This window comes from Oleiagrimonas sp. MCCC 1A03011 (genome assembly GCF_003267965.1).
GTDB classification, from domain to species: Bacteria; Pseudomonadota; Gammaproteobacteria; order Xanthomonadales; family Rhodanobacteraceae; genus Oleiagrimonas; species Oleiagrimonas citrea.
Genome location: NZ_MSPY01000001.1, coordinates 468,604 through 484,166 on the forward strand (window position 1 = coordinate 468,604; position 15,563 = coordinate 484,166).

The 15,563-nt window shown below is 66.9% G+C and carries 9 protein-coding genes and 2 pseudogenes; 4 read left to right on the forward strand and 7 right to left on the reverse strand.

The window, feature by feature from the left end; all coding sequences use genetic code 11:
- Positions 1 to 67: 67 nt before the first annotated feature.
- The 3 genes from clpB to rluD form a co-directional block, all read right to left on the reverse strand.
- Positions 68 to 2,653 carry an ATP-dependent chaperone ClpB gene (gene clpB, locus BTJ49_RS02170; protein ID WP_113063701.1) on the reverse strand — a complete coding sequence of 862 codons (2,586 nt, stop codon included), beginning with the start codon at positions 2,651 to 2,653 and terminating at the stop codon, positions 68 to 70.
- A gap of 83 nt (positions 2,654 to 2,736) precedes the next feature.
- A complete protein-coding gene (gene pgeF / locus BTJ49_RS02175) occupies positions 2,737 to 3,489 on the reverse strand; it encodes a peptidoglycan editing factor PgeF (RefSeq protein WP_113063702.1) in 753 nt (250 codons plus the stop codon).
- Between the two features lie 73 nt (positions 3,490 to 3,562).
- Entirely contained in the window at positions 3,563 to 4,522 is a 960-nt protein-coding gene (gene rluD, locus BTJ49_RS02180) for a 23S rRNA pseudouridine(1911/1915/1917) synthase RluD (protein ID WP_113063703.1), read from the reverse strand.
- A 69-nt stretch (positions 4,523 to 4,591) separates the two neighbouring features.
- Between rluD and BTJ49_RS02185 the strand changes: the two genes are divergently transcribed.
- Positions 4,592 to 5,410 (forward strand): outer membrane protein assembly factor BamD, encoded by an 819-nt coding sequence (locus BTJ49_RS02185; protein ID WP_113063704.1) that lies wholly within the window; start codon positions 4,592 to 4,594, stop codon positions 5,408 to 5,410.
- Positions 5,411 to 5,419: 9 nt separating this feature from the next.
- On the opposite strand, the gene BTJ49_RS02190 is transcribed toward BTJ49_RS02185, so the two are convergent.
- From BTJ49_RS02190 to sucC, 3 genes are all read right to left on the reverse strand, one after another.
- Entirely contained in the window at positions 5,420 to 7,069 is a 1,650-nt protein-coding gene (locus BTJ49_RS02190) for an NAD+ synthase (RefSeq protein ID WP_113063705.1), read from the reverse strand.
- A gap of 200 nt (positions 7,070 to 7,269) precedes the next feature.
- Positions 7,270 to 8,142: a succinate--CoA ligase subunit alpha gene (gene sucD, locus BTJ49_RS02195; RefSeq protein WP_113063706.1), complete on the reverse strand. Its 873-nt coding sequence runs from the start codon at positions 8,140 to 8,142 to the stop codon at positions 7,270 to 7,272.
- Positions 8,143 to 8,155: 13 nt separating this feature from the next.
- Entirely contained in the window at positions 8,156 to 9,316 is a 1,161-nt protein-coding gene (gene sucC / locus BTJ49_RS02200; RefSeq protein WP_113063707.1) for an ADP-forming succinate--CoA ligase subunit beta, read from the reverse strand.
- 284 nt (positions 9,317 to 9,600) lie between these two features.
- On the opposite strand from sucC, the gene BTJ49_RS02205 reads away from it, so the two are divergent.
- Positions 9,601 to 11,196 carry a HAMP domain-containing sensor histidine kinase gene (locus BTJ49_RS02205; protein ID WP_113063708.1) on the forward strand — a complete coding sequence of 532 codons (1,596 nt, stop codon included), beginning with the start codon at positions 9,601 to 9,603 and terminating at the stop codon, positions 11,194 to 11,196.
- Positions 11,197 to 11,223: 27 nt separating this feature from the next.
- Here the strand turns inward: BTJ49_RS02205 and BTJ49_RS02210 are convergent, their stop codons facing one another.
- Positions 11,224 to 12,183, reverse strand: coding sequence for a LacI family DNA-binding transcriptional regulator (locus BTJ49_RS02210; RefSeq protein ID WP_113064012.1), 960 nt, complete (start codon positions 12,181 to 12,183; stop codon positions 11,224 to 11,226).
- 302 nt (positions 12,184 to 12,485) lie between these two features.
- Here BTJ49_RS02210 and pgmB point away from each other — a divergent pair.
- Both pgmB and BTJ49_RS15930 read left to right on the forward strand, forming a co-directional pair.
- Positions 12,486 to 15,365: pseudogene (gene pgmB, locus BTJ49_RS02215) on the forward strand (beta-phosphoglucomutase); the annotation flags it as partial.
- Positions 15,343 to 15,486, forward strand: a pseudogene (locus tag BTJ49_RS15930) (IS701 family transposase); the annotation flags it as partial. The pseudogenes pgmB and BTJ49_RS15930, both read left to right, overlap by 23 nt.
- Positions 15,487 to 15,563 lie beyond the last annotated feature (77 nt).

Below are 15,563 nucleotides of genomic sequence, written 5' to 3' on the forward strand. Positions count from 1 at the left end.
AACGACGCACCACGAAAAAGGCCGCGGCATGCACCGCGGCCTTTTCGTTCTCGTCGTACCGATGCCGTCAGCCGCCGGCGCTGAAGACCAGATGGCCGCCTTCGGCCTCGACGAAGATGGTGTCGCCGGGCGCGAAATCACCGCTCAGGATCTTCTGCGCCAGCGGGTTTTCCAGCTGCTGCTGGATGGCCCGCTTGAGCGGCCGTGCGCCGTACACCGGGTCGAAACCGACGTTGGCCAGCAAGTCCAGCGCCTTGTCACCGATGGACAGCTTCAGCTGACGCTCCTCCAGCCGTTTCTCCAGCTGCTGCAGCTGGATCTTGGCGATGGCGCGGATCTGCGCCTTCTCCAACGGGCGGAACACCACGATCTCGTCCAGACGGTTGATGAACTCGGGCCGGAAGTGACCCTGCACCACACCCATCACCGCGGCCTTCATCTTGGTGTAGCTCTCCTCGCCTTCGCCGTCGATCTCCTGGATCATCTGGCTGCCCAGATTGGAGGTCATCACGATGACGGTGTTGCGGAAGTCCACCGTACGGCCCTGCCCGTCGGTCAGGCGACCGTCGTCGAGCACCTGCAGCAGAATGTTGAAGACGTCCGGATGCGCCTTCTCCACCTCGTCCATCAGGATCACGCTGTACGGACGCCGGCGTACCGCTTCGGTCAGATAGCCGCCTTCCTCGTAGCCGACGTAGCCCGGCGGCGCGCCGATCAGGCGAGCCACGGAGTGCTTCTCCATGAACTCGCTCATGTCGATGCGGATCATCGCTTCCTGAGTGTCGAACAGGAAACCGGCCAGCGCCTTGCACAGCTCGGTCTTGCCCACACCGGTCGGGCCGAGGAACAGGAACGAACCGTACGGACGATGGGGATCGGACAGGCCGGCGCGCGCACGGCGGATGGCGTCGGACACGGCGGTCACGGCCTCGTCCTGACCGACCACGCGCTCGTGCAGCGCCTGTTCCATCTTCAGCAGCTTCTCGCGTTCGCCTTCCAGCATCTTCGACACCGGGATGCCGGTCCAACGCGATACCACCTCGGCGATCTCCTCCTCGGTGACGCGATCCTGCACCAGCTTGAAGTCCTGCTGTTCGGCAACCTGGGCCGCGGCCAGCTGCTTCTCCAGTTCCGGCAGCGTGCCGTACTGGATCTCGCTCATCTTGGTGTAGTCCTGGTGGCGCTGCGCGGCCTCCAGCTCGACCCGGGCGGCCTCGATCTGCTCCTTGACCTTGGTCGCGCCCTGCAGCGCGGCCTTTTCGGACTTCCAGATCTCGTTGAGATCGGAGAACTCGCGCTCCAGCTTGTCGATGTCCGCTTCCAGGTCGGCCAGACGCTGCTTGGAGGCGTCGTCGGTCTCCTTCTTCAGCATCTCGCGCTGGATCTTCAGCTGCGTCAGGCGACGCTCCAGGCGGTCCAGCTCCTCCGGCTTGGAGTCGATCTCCATGCGGATGCGCGAGGCGGCCTCATCCATCAGGTCAATGGCCTTGTCCGGCAGCTGACGGTCGGTGATGTAGCGGTTGGACAACGTGGCCGCGGCGACGATGGCCGGGTCGGTAATCTCCACGCCGTGATGGACCGCATAGCGCTCCTTCAGGCCGCGCAGGATCGCGATGGTGTCCTCCACCGTCGGCTCGCCCACGAACACCTTCTGGAAGCGGCGCTCCAGCGCGGCGTCCTTCTCGATGTACTGGCGGTACTCGTCCAGCGTGGTGGCGCCAATGCAGTGCAGCTCGCCGCGGGCCAGCGCCGGCTTGAGCATGTTGCCGGCATCCATCGCGCCATCGGCCTTGCCGGCGCCGACCATGGTGTGCAGCTCGTCGATGAACAGGATGATCTGGCCTTCATTCTTGGCCAGATCACTGAGCACGGCCTTCAGACGCTCCTCGAACTCGCCGCGGAACTTCGCGCCGGCGATCAGCGCGCCCATGTCCAGACTCAGCACACGCTTGCCGCGCAGGCCCTCGGGGACCTCGTCCTTGATGATGCGCTGGGCCAGACCCTCGACGATGGCGGTCTTGCCCACGCCGGGTTCGCCGATCAGCACCGGGTTGTTCTTGGTGCGCCGCTGCAGCACCTGGACCACGCGGCGGATCTCCTCGTCGCGGCCGATCACCGGGTCCAGCTTGCCGGACTCGGCGCGCGAGGTGAGATCGATGGTGTATTTCTCGAGCGCCTGGCGCTGGTCCTCGGCGTTCTCACTGGCGACTTTCTCGCCACCGCGGATCTTGTCGATGGCGGCATTGATACGCGCCTTGTCGGCACCGGCGGCCTTGAGCGCCTTGCTCAGCTCGCCGCCGGACTCCAGCGCCGCCAGCACGAACAGCTCGCTGGCGATGAACTGGTCGCCGCGCTGCTGGGCCAGCTTGTCCGTGAGGTTGAGCACGCGGTTCAGCGCGTTGCCGACATTGAGTTCGCCGGCCTGCCCGCTGACCTGCGGCAGGCCATTGAGCATCTCGCCCAGACGCTCGCGCAGCAGCGGCACGTTGACGCCGGCCTGCGACAGCAGCGGCGTGGTGGAACCGCCCTGCTGGTCTAGCAAGGCGGTCATCACGTGCACGGGCTCGAGCATGTTGTGGTCGCGTCCCACGGCCAGCGACTGGGCATCGGCCAGCGCCTGCTGAAAACGCGAGGTCAGTTTGTCCATGCGCATTTCGGGATCTCTCCTGCAAAGATGGTGGACGGCCGCGCCGCCTCTCTGCATAACGAAATGCGGTCGCCCGGACGGGCTTCAAGTCACACCGCGCGCCGGGTCCAGATCAGGCTGGCGAAACGGCCGCTGGCCGCCCCTTCGCGGCGATAGGAATACAGGCGCTCGTCGCTGTACGTGTCGAAACCGCCACCATGCACCCGCGTCACACCGAGTCGGCGCAATCGCTGCCGGGCCAGCAGAGCGAGATCGCAGTGCCAGTGCCCCGCTCGGGTCGGACGAAACGCCGCCTCGGCCTGTGCGTCGACGGAAACGAAGGCATCGCGCACGGGGGTATCGATCTCGTAGCGCTGCGGACCGATGCAGGGTCCCAACCAGGCCAGCAGACGTTCCGGGCGCACGGTCATGGACTGCACGACGGCTTCAAGAACACCTTCGGCGAGCCCGCGCCAGCCGGCATGCGCAGCACCGATCTCGCCGCCGTCGTCGCTGCACAGCAGAACCGGGAGGCAGTCCGCGGTGAGAATCGCCAGTACCGTGCCCGACACGCGCGACACGGCAGCGTCGGCCTTCGGTTCGTCCGCAACGGCCAGCGGTCCGAGTTCGGCCACCGTAGTGCCGTGCACCTGCTGCAACCAGCGTGGCGCCGAGGGAAGTCCCAATGCCTGCACCAGCGCACGCCGGTTGCTGCGCACCACCTCGACGTCATCGCCACTGCGCAGCCCCAGATTGAAGCGGTCGTACGGCGGTTGCGACAGACCGGGACCGATTCGGGTGCTCACTGCCGCGCGCACCGTGGCGGGCGCGGGCCAATCGGGAATGATCCAGGAATCGTGCATGCGAGGAGTGCGCTTCAATCCATCATCGAAAGCGCATCAGCATACCCGGTCGTGGACGCGCGCAGAAAATGCTTCACGCCTGCGCTGCATCCTCGCGCAAGGCGGCAATCAGGTTCTGCATGTCCTCGGGCGCATCCGCCTCGAAGGCCATCTCCACCTCCCGGATCGGGTGCACGAAGGCCAGCCGTTCGGCATGCAGCGCCTGACGGCGGAATCCGCGCAGCGTCTCGACCAGATGCTCGCTCGCGCCCTTGGGCAGGTGCAGGTGACCGCCATAGAGCGGATCGCCGACCAGCGGATGCTGCACGTGGGCCATGTGCACGCGAATCTGATGCGTGCGGCCGGTTTCCAGGTTGCACTGGATCAGGCTGTGCGCGCGGTAGCGTTCGCGCAGGCGATAGTGCGTCACCGCGCGTTTTCCGGTGTCCTCGTTGCGCACCGCCTGCCGCAGGCGGTCGACGGGGTGACGGCCCAGCGGCGCGTCGACCGTGCCGCCGGCCACCAGCGCGCCACGCACGACGGCGGCGTACTGGCGCTGCACGTCGTGCCGCGACAGCATGGCGACGAGCGCGGTGTGCGCAGGCAGCGTCTTGGCCACCACCATCAAGCCGGACGTGTCCTTGTCCAGGCGATGCACAATGCCGGCACGCGGCAGCTCGGCAAGGCGCGCGTCGTGATGCAGCAACGCGTTCTGCAGCGTGCCGTCGGCATTGCCCGCGCCGGGATGCACCACCAGACCAGCCGGCTTGTTCAGCACCAGCAGGTCGTCGTCCTCATGACGGATGTCCAGCGCGATGGCCTGCGGCGCCAGCGGCACCTCGTCTTCGAGCCGGGCGTCGATCTGCACCCACTCGCCGCCCTGCAGGCGCTGTTTCGGCGCCACCACGGCACCATCCACGGTCACGGCGCCCTCGCGCACCCAACTGCTGAGGCGGGAGCGCGAATACTGCGGGAACATTGCCGCCAGCGCCTGGTCCAAACGCCGACCCGCCTCGTCCAGGGGAACCTGCGCGCGATGCTGGACCGCACTCATGCCGCCGCCACCGGCGAACGTCCGGTTTCCGCTATCATGGCCCTTCGCTCAAGCACTCGACTGCCCTCTATGCGCGTTTTCTTCAAGCAATTTTGCATTCTCGTCCTGGTTCTGTCCGTGGCGTCCTGTTCGATGTTTCGCCACAAGGCGGACATCAATACCATGCCGGTCGGCGCGCTCTACCAGAACGCCCACACCTCACTGGAGAAAGGCGACTACGCCGCCGCCGAGAAGGCCTACAAGCGTCTGATCGCGCGCTTTCCCTCGGGCAAGTACAACGAGCAGTCGCAGGTCGATCTGGCCTACGCGCAGTACAAGGACAACAAGCCGGATGATGCGTACTCGACCATCAACCGCTTCATCAAGACCTTCCCGACGCACAAGCATATCGACTATGCCTACTACCTGCGCGGTCTGATCAACTTCAACCGCACCACCGGCATCGTCGAGCGCTTCGTCGAGCAGGACCAGTCGCGCCGCGACCAGGGCTACCGCCTGCAGGCCTTCGACGACTTCAGCCAGCTGACCCGCCGCTTCCCCGGCAGCAAGTACGCCGCCGACGCACGCCAGCGCATGATCTTCCTGCGCAACGGCCTGGCTCAGTTCGAGATCAACGTGGCCACCTTCTACCTGAAGCACAAGATGTACGTGGCTTCGGCGCATCGCGCCAAGTACGTGATCGAACACTATCAGCGCGCGCCGGAAGCCGGCGACGCACTGGCGATCCTGTCGCGCAGCTACAAGAGCCTGGGCCGCGACAAACTGGCCGCGCAGGCCCGGGAGGTCCTGAAGCTGAACTTCCCGAACCATCCGTACCTGAAGGACCCGAACTGGCCGCACTTCGCCTCGGTCTGGAAGCGCATGGTGCCCTTCGTCAATCACCACTGACGGTTCGGATCACTTCCATCCCGACGTGATCGGATAGCGCCGCTCGCGACCGAACGCGCGCGGCGTCACCTTCGGACCCGGCGGCGACTGGCGGCGCTTGAACTCGTTGCGCAGCACCAGCGTCGCCACGCGACCGACGGTCTCGGCGTCGAAACCGGCGGCAACAATGTCCGCGCGCGACTGCTCGCGCTCGACGAAACGCTCCAGGATCGCATCCAGCTCGTCATAGGCCGGCAGCGAATCCTGGTCGGTCTGATCCGCGCGAAGCTCCGCGGACGGCGGCCGTTCGATCACGGCCTCGGGAATCACCGCACCCTGGCGGTTCCGCCAGCGCGCCAGGCGGTAGACCTGCGTCTTGTAGACATCCTTGATCGGCGCATAGGCGCCGCACATGTCGCCGTACAGCGTGGAATAGCCGACTGCCATCTCGCTCTTGTTGCTCGTCGCCAGCAGCAGTCGACCGTGCTTGTTGGACAGCGCCATGAGCAGCGTGCCGCGGATGCGCGCCTGCAGGTTCTCTTCGGTCAGGTCGGCCGGCTTGCCGGCGAAGACCGGCGTCAGCGCACCGATCATGGCTTCGAACGCCGGCTCGATGGCAACGGTTTCGTACCCAACGCCCAGGACCTCGGCCTGCGCGCGCGCGCCATCCAGAGACAATTGCGAGGTATAGCGCGAGGGCAGCATCACCGCATGCACCCGCTCCGGGCCCAGCGCATCCACTGCCAGCGCCACCGTCAACGCGGAATCGATGCCCCCGGACAACCCCAGCAGGACACCGGGGAAGCCGTTCTTGGTCACGTAGTCGCGGATGCCCCACACCAGGCCGTCGTACAGCGCCTGCTCGGGATCGTCGCCGGCCTCGGGCCAGTCCTCCGCGACGAAACGACCACTGGAGGCATCGTAGCGGGCCGACAGCAACGCCTCGCGGAACGCCGGCGCACGCGCGGCGACGCGGCCGTCCGCATCGATCAACAACGAGGCGCCGTCGAACACCACATCGTCCTGGCCGCCGACAACGTTGACGTAGGCAATGCCCACGCCATGCCGCTTCGCCTGGCGCTGCAGCACGGCCAGCCGCTCGGTCTGCTTGCCCGTGTCGTAGGGCGAGGCATTCGGCACCACCAGCAGCTGCGCGCCCGCCGCGCAGGCCGCGTCGACCGGCGCGTCGATCCACACGTCCTCGCAGATCAGCAGCCCCACGCGCACGCCGGCGATGTCCATCACATGGGGATCGGTGCCGGGCGTGAAGTAGCGTTTCTCGTCGAACACGCCGTAGTTGGGCAGCGCGTGCTTGGCGTAACGAGTCCGCTCCGCGCCGTCGCGCAGCAGACTCAACGCATTCAGCAGTGGACGCTGGAAGGCGTGCTCGTCGGCCGTGTGCGCCACGGCGCGCGCCTGCGCGGGGTGGCCGATCAGCACGTCGACGCCGAAGGTCTCGCGCGCGACACGCTCCATCGCCGCATCGCAGGCCGCGATGAAACTGGGACGGCGCAGCAGGTCGTCCGGCGGATAGCCGCTGATGGCCAATTCGGGGAAGACCACCAGATCGGCGCCGGCCTCGCGCGCACGGTGCGCCAGTTCGATCGCGCGCGCGCCGTTGGCGTCGACCGCGCCGACGGCGAAATCATGCTGGGCCAAAGCGAACCGCAGTACTGCCATGTCAGGGGTGCTCAGCTCTGTTCGGTGCAGGCGGCATGATAGCCACTATGCCTGCCTTGCGTGGGCCAGGCGCGCCGCGGACGAACGACCTGCACGACACGCAGGCCGTGCAATGCAGGCCCGATGGGCGCCGCGCCGCATACGCGAAGGCCGCGGGCAAGCCGCGGCCTTCGTCCATCATCCATCGATCGGACGATGACTTACTTCATGCGCTCGGCCAGGGCCTTGCCCAGGTCGGCCGGCGACTTGACCGTGGTCACGCCTGCCTTCTCCAGCGCGGCGAACTTGGCCTCGGCCGTGCCCTTGCCGCCGGAGATGATGGCGCCGGCATGGCCCATGCGCTTGCCCGGAGGCGCGGACGCACCGGCGATGAACGACACCACCGGCTTGGTCACGTACTCGGAGATGAACTCCGCCGCGTCTTCCTCGGCGCTGCCGCCGATCTCGCCGACCATGATGATGCCCTCGGTCTGCGGATCGTCCTGGAAGCGCTTCAGGCAGTCGATGAAGTTCATGCCCTGGATCGGATCGCCGCCGATGCCAATGCAGGTCGACTGACCCAGGCCCTCGTTGGTGGTCTGGAACACGGCTTCATAGGTCAGCGTGCCCGAACGCGACACGATGCCGACGTTGCCCGGCGTGTGGATATGACCCGGCATGATGCCGATCTTGCACTCGCCCGGGGTGATGATGCCGGGGCAGTTCGGGCCGATCAGCACGGTTTCCGGATGCGCGTCCAGCACGTTGCGCACGCGCAGCATGTCCAGCACCGGAATGCCCTCGGTGATGGCGACGATGACTTCGATGCCGGCGTCGATGGCTTCCAGGATCGAGTCGGCCGCGAACGGCGGCGGCACGAAGATCACGGACGCATTGGCGCCGGTCTCGGAAACGGCTTCCGAGACGCTGTTGAAGACCGGGCGCTCCAGGTGCGTTTCACCGCCCTTGCCCGGAGTGACGCCACCGACGATCTGGGTGCCGTAGTCGATCGCCTGTTCGGCGTGGAAGGTGCCCTGCTGGCCGGTGAAGCCCTGCACGATCACCTTGGTGTTCTTGTTGACAAGTACGCTCATGCCTTGATGCTCCTCACTTCGCCGCGGCGACGGCCTTCTGCGCCGCGTCGTTGAGATCGTCGGCCGGCGTGATCGCCAGGCCGGAGTTGGCCAGCAGTTCGCGGCCCTTCTCGACGTTGGTGCCCTGCAGGCGCACGATCACGGGGATCTGCAGGCCCACTTCCTTGACCGCGGCAATGATGCCCTCGGCGATCAGGTCGCAGCGCACGATGCCGCCGAAGATGTTGACCAGGATGGCACTGACCTTGTCCGAGGACAGGATCAGCTTGAAGGCCTCGGTCACGCGCTCCTTGGTGGCGCCGCCGCCGACGTCGAGGAAGTTGGCCGGCTCGCCGCCTGCCAGCTTGATGACGTCCATGGTGGCCATGGCCAGACCCGCGCCGTTGACCATGCAGCCGATGGTGCCGTCCATGGTCACGTAGTTCAGGTTGTGCTGCAGCGCAGCCGCCTCGGCCGCATCTTCCTGGGTCAGGTCGCGCATGGCCTTCAGGTCGGCATGGCGGAACTCGGCGTTGTCGTCGGAGTTCACCTTGCCGTCCAGCGCGGCCAGACTGCCGTCCTCGAGCACCGCCAGCGGGTTCAGCTCGACCAGCGACAGGTCCTTCTCGTTGAACAGCTTGTACAGGCCCATCATGATGCCGGTCAGCTGACGCACCTGCTTGGCGTTCAGGTCCATCGCGAAACCGATCTGGCGGCACTGGTACGGCTGCAGATCCTCGACGTAGTCGATGGCAATCGTGTGGATGTCCTCGGGCGTGTCCTTGGCGACCTGCTCGATGTCCACGCCGCCGTGCTTGGAGGCGATGAAGGAGATCGACTTGGTGTCGCGGTCGACCAGCACCGACAGGTACAGCTCGCGGGCGATGTCGGTGGCGTCGGTGACCAGCACCAGGTTCACCGGCAGCGCGCGGCCGCCGGACTGGTAGGTTTCCATGTTGGTGCCGAGCATCGCTGCCGCGGCGGCCTTGACCTCGTCCAGGCTCTTGCAGAACTTGACGCCGCCGGCCTTGCCGCGACCGCCTGCGTGGATCTGGGCCTTGACCATCCACTGGCTGCCGCCCAGGGCCTTGGCGGCCTCCACGGCGGCGTCGGCCGAATCGGCCACCTTGCCCGGCGGCACGGTCACACCGTACTGCGCGAACAGCTCTTTTGCCTGATATTCGTGAAAGTTCATTCGATACCTCGAACGTTCGTGGAACGCGCAGTCGGGCGGCGGGCGCGGAGAGCGCGGGCACGGCGACGGCGATGGATGCACGGCGGCGGGAATGGGCGGGAAGCCCTGGCGAATCCGCGCGCGACAGCCCACTATTGTCCAAGAACCGCCGCGCGATGGAAAGGGGCCTTTGCGCATACGTGCTGTCGAACACGCGCTCAAATGCCCGGCACGGCTATACTTCAGCGAGATTCAAGCCGCCCTCAGACGGCGCCTGCTCCACTGCCTCACGCCACGGGAATCGTATGTCCAGCGCCAGCATGGCTCGCCGCGAACTGTATTTCCTCAACTGGTTCCGACTCGCCCAGGCCCTGGTCTACGGCCTCCTGGCCTACGGCACCACCGGCAGCAAATGGCTCAACCCCGACCACCCCGCGGTGGCACAGATCGTGGCCATCGTCGCCGTCGTCTACGCCGTCATCGCCCTGCTGCGCACCCGCGCCTGGCTGACGCACCCGGTGCTGTATACCTCGGTGGCGATCAGTCTGGACATTCTCATCGCCATCGCCGCAGTCCTGGCGATGCACAACGCGCGCATCGGCATCGCCATGATGCTGATGGTCAATCTGGCCGGCGCCGCACTGGTTCTGCCGATGCGCCTGGCGCTGTTCTTCGCGGCGGTAGCCGCGCTGGGGCTGCTGGCACAAGTCTTCTTCGCCACCAAGTTCAACGGTTTCGACGGCGAGCTACTGGAAAGCGCGCTGTTCGGCATCGTCTACCTGGCCGCTTCCGGCATGTGCAACATCCTCGGCCGGCAGATGCGTGCCTCCGAGGAGCTGGCTCAGCGCCGCGGCCTGGATCTGGCCAACCTGGCCCAGGTCAACGAACTGATCATCCGCCGCATGAAGACCGGCGTGCTGCTGGTCGACGATGGCAATCAGGTGCACCAGTTCAACGAATCGGCCTGGATGCTGCTCGGCAGTCCGCCGATGAACCAGCGCGACCTGGGCACGCTGGCGCCGGAGCTGTCCCGCCGCCTGTTCCACTGGCGGCATTACGACAAGCTGGACGAGACCGCCATCGCACTGGCCGAAGGCGTCCCGGAAGTCGTGCCACGCTTCACGCGACTGGCCGCCAACGACGATTCCAACATCCTGATCTTCCTCGACGACACGTCACTGGTCTCGCGCCGCGCCGAGGAGCTGACGCTGGCCTCGCTGGGCCGCCTTTCGGCGTCGATCGCGCATGAGATCCGCAACCCGCTGGCCGCGATCCGCTACTCGGCGCAGCTATTGGCCGAGTCCGAGGATCTGGTCGACGCCGACCAGCGCATGGTCGAGATCATCAACAACCATTGCAGCCGCCTGAACGAGATCATCGAGAACATCCTGCAACTGTCCCGCCGCGAGCGCTCGCGGCCGGAGACATTGGACCTCAACGCCTGGGCACTGGATTTCGTCGAGGAATACTCCGAGAGCAACGACCTGGGCAGCGATTCGCTGCGCGCCATCGTGCAGCCGACGGCGGTCGAGGCGGTGATCGATCCGCAGCACCTACAGCAGGTGATCTGGAACCTGGTGCAGAACGCCCTGCGCTACGGCCGCATGCCCGGCGAGCCGGCGCGAGTGATGCTGATCTCGCGCGCCGCCAGCGACGCCGGCCCGCCGCTGCTCGAAGTCGTCGACCGCGGACCGGGCATTCCGACCAAGGTTGCCGCGCAGATCTTCGAGCCGTTCTACACCACGCACGAATACGGCACCGGCCTGGGCCTGTACCTGTGCAAGCAGATGTGCGACGCCAACCAGGCCGAACTGGAATACGTGCCGGTCGCCGGCGGCGGCAGCTGCTTCCGCATCACCCTGGCGCCGCCGGCGCAGGCGCCGGTCTCCAGCGACAGCTGATCGCGCCCCGACCCAGGCGATGTGACGCTAGGTCGAACGCACCACCAGCGTTGTCGGCAGCATTTCCGACTCGGCCGGCTTGCCCTCGACCAGTGACAGCACCTTGCGCGCCAGCAGCATGCCGCCCTCCTGCCAGTTCTGCCGCACCGAACTCAGCGGCGGCAGGAAGCTGGCGCCCAGCGGCGAATCGTCGTAACCGACCACGGACACGTCGCTGGGCACGTGATGCCCCAGCTCGACCAGCGCGCGGATCGCGCCCATGGCGAGCAGATCGCTGCAGGCGAAGATGCTGTCGAAACGCACCTTGCGCCGCGCCAGCGAATGCACCGCGTCGACGCCCGACGACAAGGTGAATTCGTCACGCCGCAGCAGCAGCGGCTTGATGTTGTGCCGCGCCAGTTCATCAACGAAACCGTGCAGACGCTCGGCGATCTCGGGATGGTCCGGGTTGCCGATGAACACCGGATGGCGCCGGCCGATCGAGACAAAGCGCTCGGCCACGGAAATGCCGCCGTGGCGGTTGTCGCTCCCGACCACGACATGCTTGTCGCTTTCCGACTTCGCGCCCCACACCACCATGGGCAGCCCCAGCTTGTCGTACAGGCGCACAGCCTCCTGCCGCACACCCTGGCCCAGCAGGATCACGCCGTCGGCGGCCTGCACGGCGGCGGCGGTCGATCCCTGACGGGTCGTGAGCAACACGCTGTAGCCGGCCGAAGTCAGCTCCTGGGAAATACCACCCAGCAAAGTCAGCGGGTACGGGTCCCACATGGTGCGGTCACTGCTGGGCATCATCTCGACGATGACCGCGATGGTGTGACTGCGACGCAGGCGCAGATTGCGCGCGTTGACGTTCAGTTTGTAACCGTGCTCGCGCGCCAGCTCCTGTACGCGGGTACGCGTGCGGATGTTCACCAGCGGGCTGTCCGACAGCGCGCGGGAAACGGTGATCTTGGATACGCCGGCCAACTCGGCCAGATCGGCCATGGTCAGGCCCGGACGCGGTGCGCTGGGTTGTTTCTTCTTGCTTCGTGTCAACGGTCTATCCCGGATACCCGATCCGTGGCCGGACGGCCCCGCCAGCCAGTATTACCGTTCGCGCCGCTGCCGTCCATGGCTTCCGGCACATGCGCCGGCGTTGTTTTCCGCATGGCCGGCGAGAAATGATATCGATAACTTGATATCGATATCATTCGGACGTATGCTCGCCGATCATTCACGGGATGGGGATGCTTTCGTGGCATGCACTCACCCGAACCAGACATCGGAACCGGGGAGCAGACGAAGACATGCACGAGGCCACGACGCCCGACGCCAGCGACGCCTTGGAGACCCAGACGGCATCGATCGATCCATGGCAGTTCGTTCGCCGTCGTAGCGACCGCGCCGGTTTCGCCCAGGACGAAAGCCTGTTCGCCCTCGCCAACGGCCACCTCGGCGTGCGCGCCGGGCTGGAAGAAGACCGCGGCGCCAGCCACGGCAGTTTCCTCAGCGGCGTATGGGAACGCACGCCGATCGAATACCACGAACGCTTTCCCGGCTTCGCCCGCACCACGGACACGCGCCTGCCCATCGCCGACGGCATCGGCATCGCCCTGGAGCTGAACGGTGAAGCCGTGGACCTGGATGCCGGCGAATGGCTCGACTTCGAGCGTCGCCTGGACCTGCGGCATGGGCGCTACCACCGCCGCCTGCGCTGGTGCTCGCCGCAGGGTGCCACGCTGGAGATCGAATCCGAGCGCCTGGTTCCGTTGCAGCACCGAGCCGCGCTGGCAATCCGCTATCGGGTGCGTTCGGTGGACTTCACCGGCACGCTGACACTGCGCTCGCAGCTGAAAAGCGCGCGCGACGCCGCCGAGCAGGGTGACGACCCGCGTTTCGGCACGCGCGTCGAAGGCGGACTGCGCGTGACTGACCTCGGCGTGCGCGAGGCCAGCGCATGGCTGACCCAGCGCACCACGCACAGTGACATCCAGCTGGCCTGCGCGCAGTGCCACCCCAACGCGGACGAAGCCCAGCTGGATCAGGGCGCGGACACCGTGGGCCAGACCTTCACGCACCACCTCGCCCCCGGCGAAGCCGTGACGCTGGAGAAATACGTCGCCTACGCCTGGACGCGCCCCGGCAAAAACGTTGAAGCCGGTGAACTGGCCGACCGGGCCATCGCCGACGTGGAAGCAGTCGCCGCCGAAGGCTACGACGCGCTGAGCCAAGTCCAGTCCGATCAGATGCAGCGTTTCTGGGATGCCGCCGATCTGGCCATCGACGGTGATCCGGCCACCGAACAGGCGCTGCGCCTGAACCTGTTCCACGTGTTCCAGTCGACCTGCCGCGATGGCAGCGCCAGTGTCGCCGCCAAGGGCCTGACCGGCGAGGGCTATGAAGGCCACTATTTCTGGGACGCCGAAATCTTCATGCTTCCGGCGATGCTGGCGAGCGCCCCGGCGCTGGCCCGCAGCATGCTCGAATACCGCCATTCGGTGCTCGAACCGGCCCGTCGCCACGCTCGCGAGATGAATCACCCGCGCGGCGCGCTGTTCGCCTGGCGCACCATCAGCGGCGACGAGTGCTCGGCTTATTTTCCCAGCGGCTCGGCGCAGTACCACATCAATGCCGCCGTGGCGTGGGCGCTTCGCGCCTACGTCGAGACCACCGGCGACGAAGCGTTTCTGATCGACTGCGGCGCGGAGATGCTGTTCGAGACCGCGCGCGTCTGGCTCGACGTGGGCCATCACGATCCGCGACGCGGCCACGCCTTCTGCATCGCCGCAATCACCGGTCCCGACGAATACACCGCCCTGGTCGACAACAACCACTACACCAACCGCATGGCGCAGCGGCATCTGCGCTACGCCGCCGAGGTCGCCGGCTGGCTCGCGGAAAATCACCCGGACGCCCACGCTGCTCTCGCTGCACGCATCGACCTGCGCGAAGACGAGGCCGGGCAGTGGCGACGCGCCGCCGACGCCATGTACCTGCCCGTGGACGAGGCCACCGGCGTGTTCCCGCAGGACGACACCTTCCTCGACAAACCGCGCCTGCCCCACCGCGACGACGGCGGCGAGAAGCATCCGCTGCTGCTGCGCATGCATCCACTCACCCTGTACCGCCACCAGGTCTGCAAGCAGGCCGACGTGGTGCTGGCGCTGGTGCTGGCCGGCGAGCACGTGGACCGCATCGCCAAGCGCCGCAATCTGGAGTACTACGAGGCCGTCACCGTGCACGACTCGACGCTGTCGGCCTCGACCTTCAGCGTACTGGCCGCCGACGTCGGCGATGTCGAGAAGGCGCACCGTTACTTCCTCGACACCCTGCGCGTGGACCTCGACGACTCGCACGGCAACGCCGCGCATGGCGTGCATCTGGCCGCCATGGCCGGCAGCTGGCAGGCCCTGGCCTGGGGTTTCGGCGGCCTGCGCCTGCATGCCGACCACCCGATTCTGGCGCCGCGTCTTCCCAACGCGTGGAACGGCTACCGCTTCGGCCTGACCTGGCACGGCGCACGACTGCGTGTCGCCGTCGATGCGCATGGCGCGCACTACACCCTGATCGAGGGCGACCGCCTGCGCATCGAACACCACGGCGAGACACTGGACCTGCGGGGCAACCACACCGTGTCGCGTCCGCTGCCCGCCGCGGCACCTGCGCCGACCGTCTTCCCGCGCCGCTTCGAGGCCGTCGTGTTCGACCTGGACGGCGTGATCGCCGACACCGCGGGCGTGCACGAAGCCGCCTGGCGCCGCCTGGCCGCGGAGATCGACGTGCCGCTGGCCGACGACATCGGCGAACGCCTCAAGGGCGTGGATCGCCGCGCCTCGCTGGACATCGTGCTGGAACAGGCCCCGCGCGCGTTCGACGACGCCGAGCGCGAGGCACTAGCGGCGCGCAAGAATGGCTACTACCGCGAACGGATCGAGCAGTTCGGCCCACAGGACCTGCTGCCCGGTGCCCGCGAGGCGATCGCCTCGGTGCGCGCGGCCGGACTCGGCATCGCACTGGCCTCGGCCAGCCGCAATGCGCCGCTACTACTGGAACGCCTGGGCATCGCCGACCTGTTCGACCACGTCGTCGACGCCAACCGCATCCGCCATTCCAAGCCCGACCCGGAAATCTTTCTCGCCGCGGCGGCCGGCCTGGGCGTCGCCCCGTCCTCCTGCCTCGGCATCGAGGACGCAGCGGCCGGCGTCGCCAGCATTCGTGCGGCCGGCATGTGCGCCGTCGGCATCGGTTCGTACGAGACGCTCGGCGACGCCGACGCCGTCCTGCCGAGCATCGCCGCATTCGACCTAGGAGCTTTCGCGACGCTGTAGTCGAACGTCGCTCGTGACCGGATTCGCAACACCCACAACCACACTAGACACAACAGA

Bases quoted from the DNA above. Each gene is read 5' to 3' on its own strand.
- sucD (WP_113063706.1), bottom strand. From the start codon at position 8,142: ATGAGCGTACTTGTCAACAAGAACACCAAGGTGATCGTGCAGGGCTTC.
- rluD (WP_113063703.1), bottom strand. From the start codon at position 4,522: ATGAGTGCGGTCCAGCATCGCGCGCAGGTTCCCCTGGACGAGGCGGGT.
- BTJ49_RS02190 (WP_113063705.1), bottom strand. From the start codon at position 7,069: ATGGCAGTACTGCGGTTCGCTTTGGCCCAGCATGATTTCGCCGTCGGC.
- sucC (WP_113063707.1), bottom strand. From the start codon at position 9,316: ATGAACTTTCACGAATATCAGGCAAAAGAGCTGTTCGCGCAGTACGGT.
- BTJ49_RS02210 (WP_113064012.1), bottom strand. From the start codon at position 12,183: ATGGCCGATCTGGCCGAGTTGGCCGGCGTATCCAAGATCACCGTTTCC.
- pgeF (WP_113063702.1), bottom strand. From the start codon at position 3,489: ATGCACGATTCCTGGATCATTCCCGATTGGCCCGCGCCCGCCACGGTG.
- BTJ49_RS02205 (WP_113063708.1), top strand. From the start codon at position 9,601: ATGTCCAGCGCCAGCATGGCTCGCCGCGAACTGTATTTCCTCAACTGG.
- clpB (WP_113063701.1), bottom strand. From the start codon at position 2,653: ATGCGCATGGACAAACTGACCTCGCGTTTTCAGCAGGCGCTGGCCGAT.
- BTJ49_RS02185 (WP_113063704.1), top strand. From the start codon at position 4,592: ATGCGCGTTTTCTTCAAGCAATTTTGCATTCTCGTCCTGGTTCTGTCC.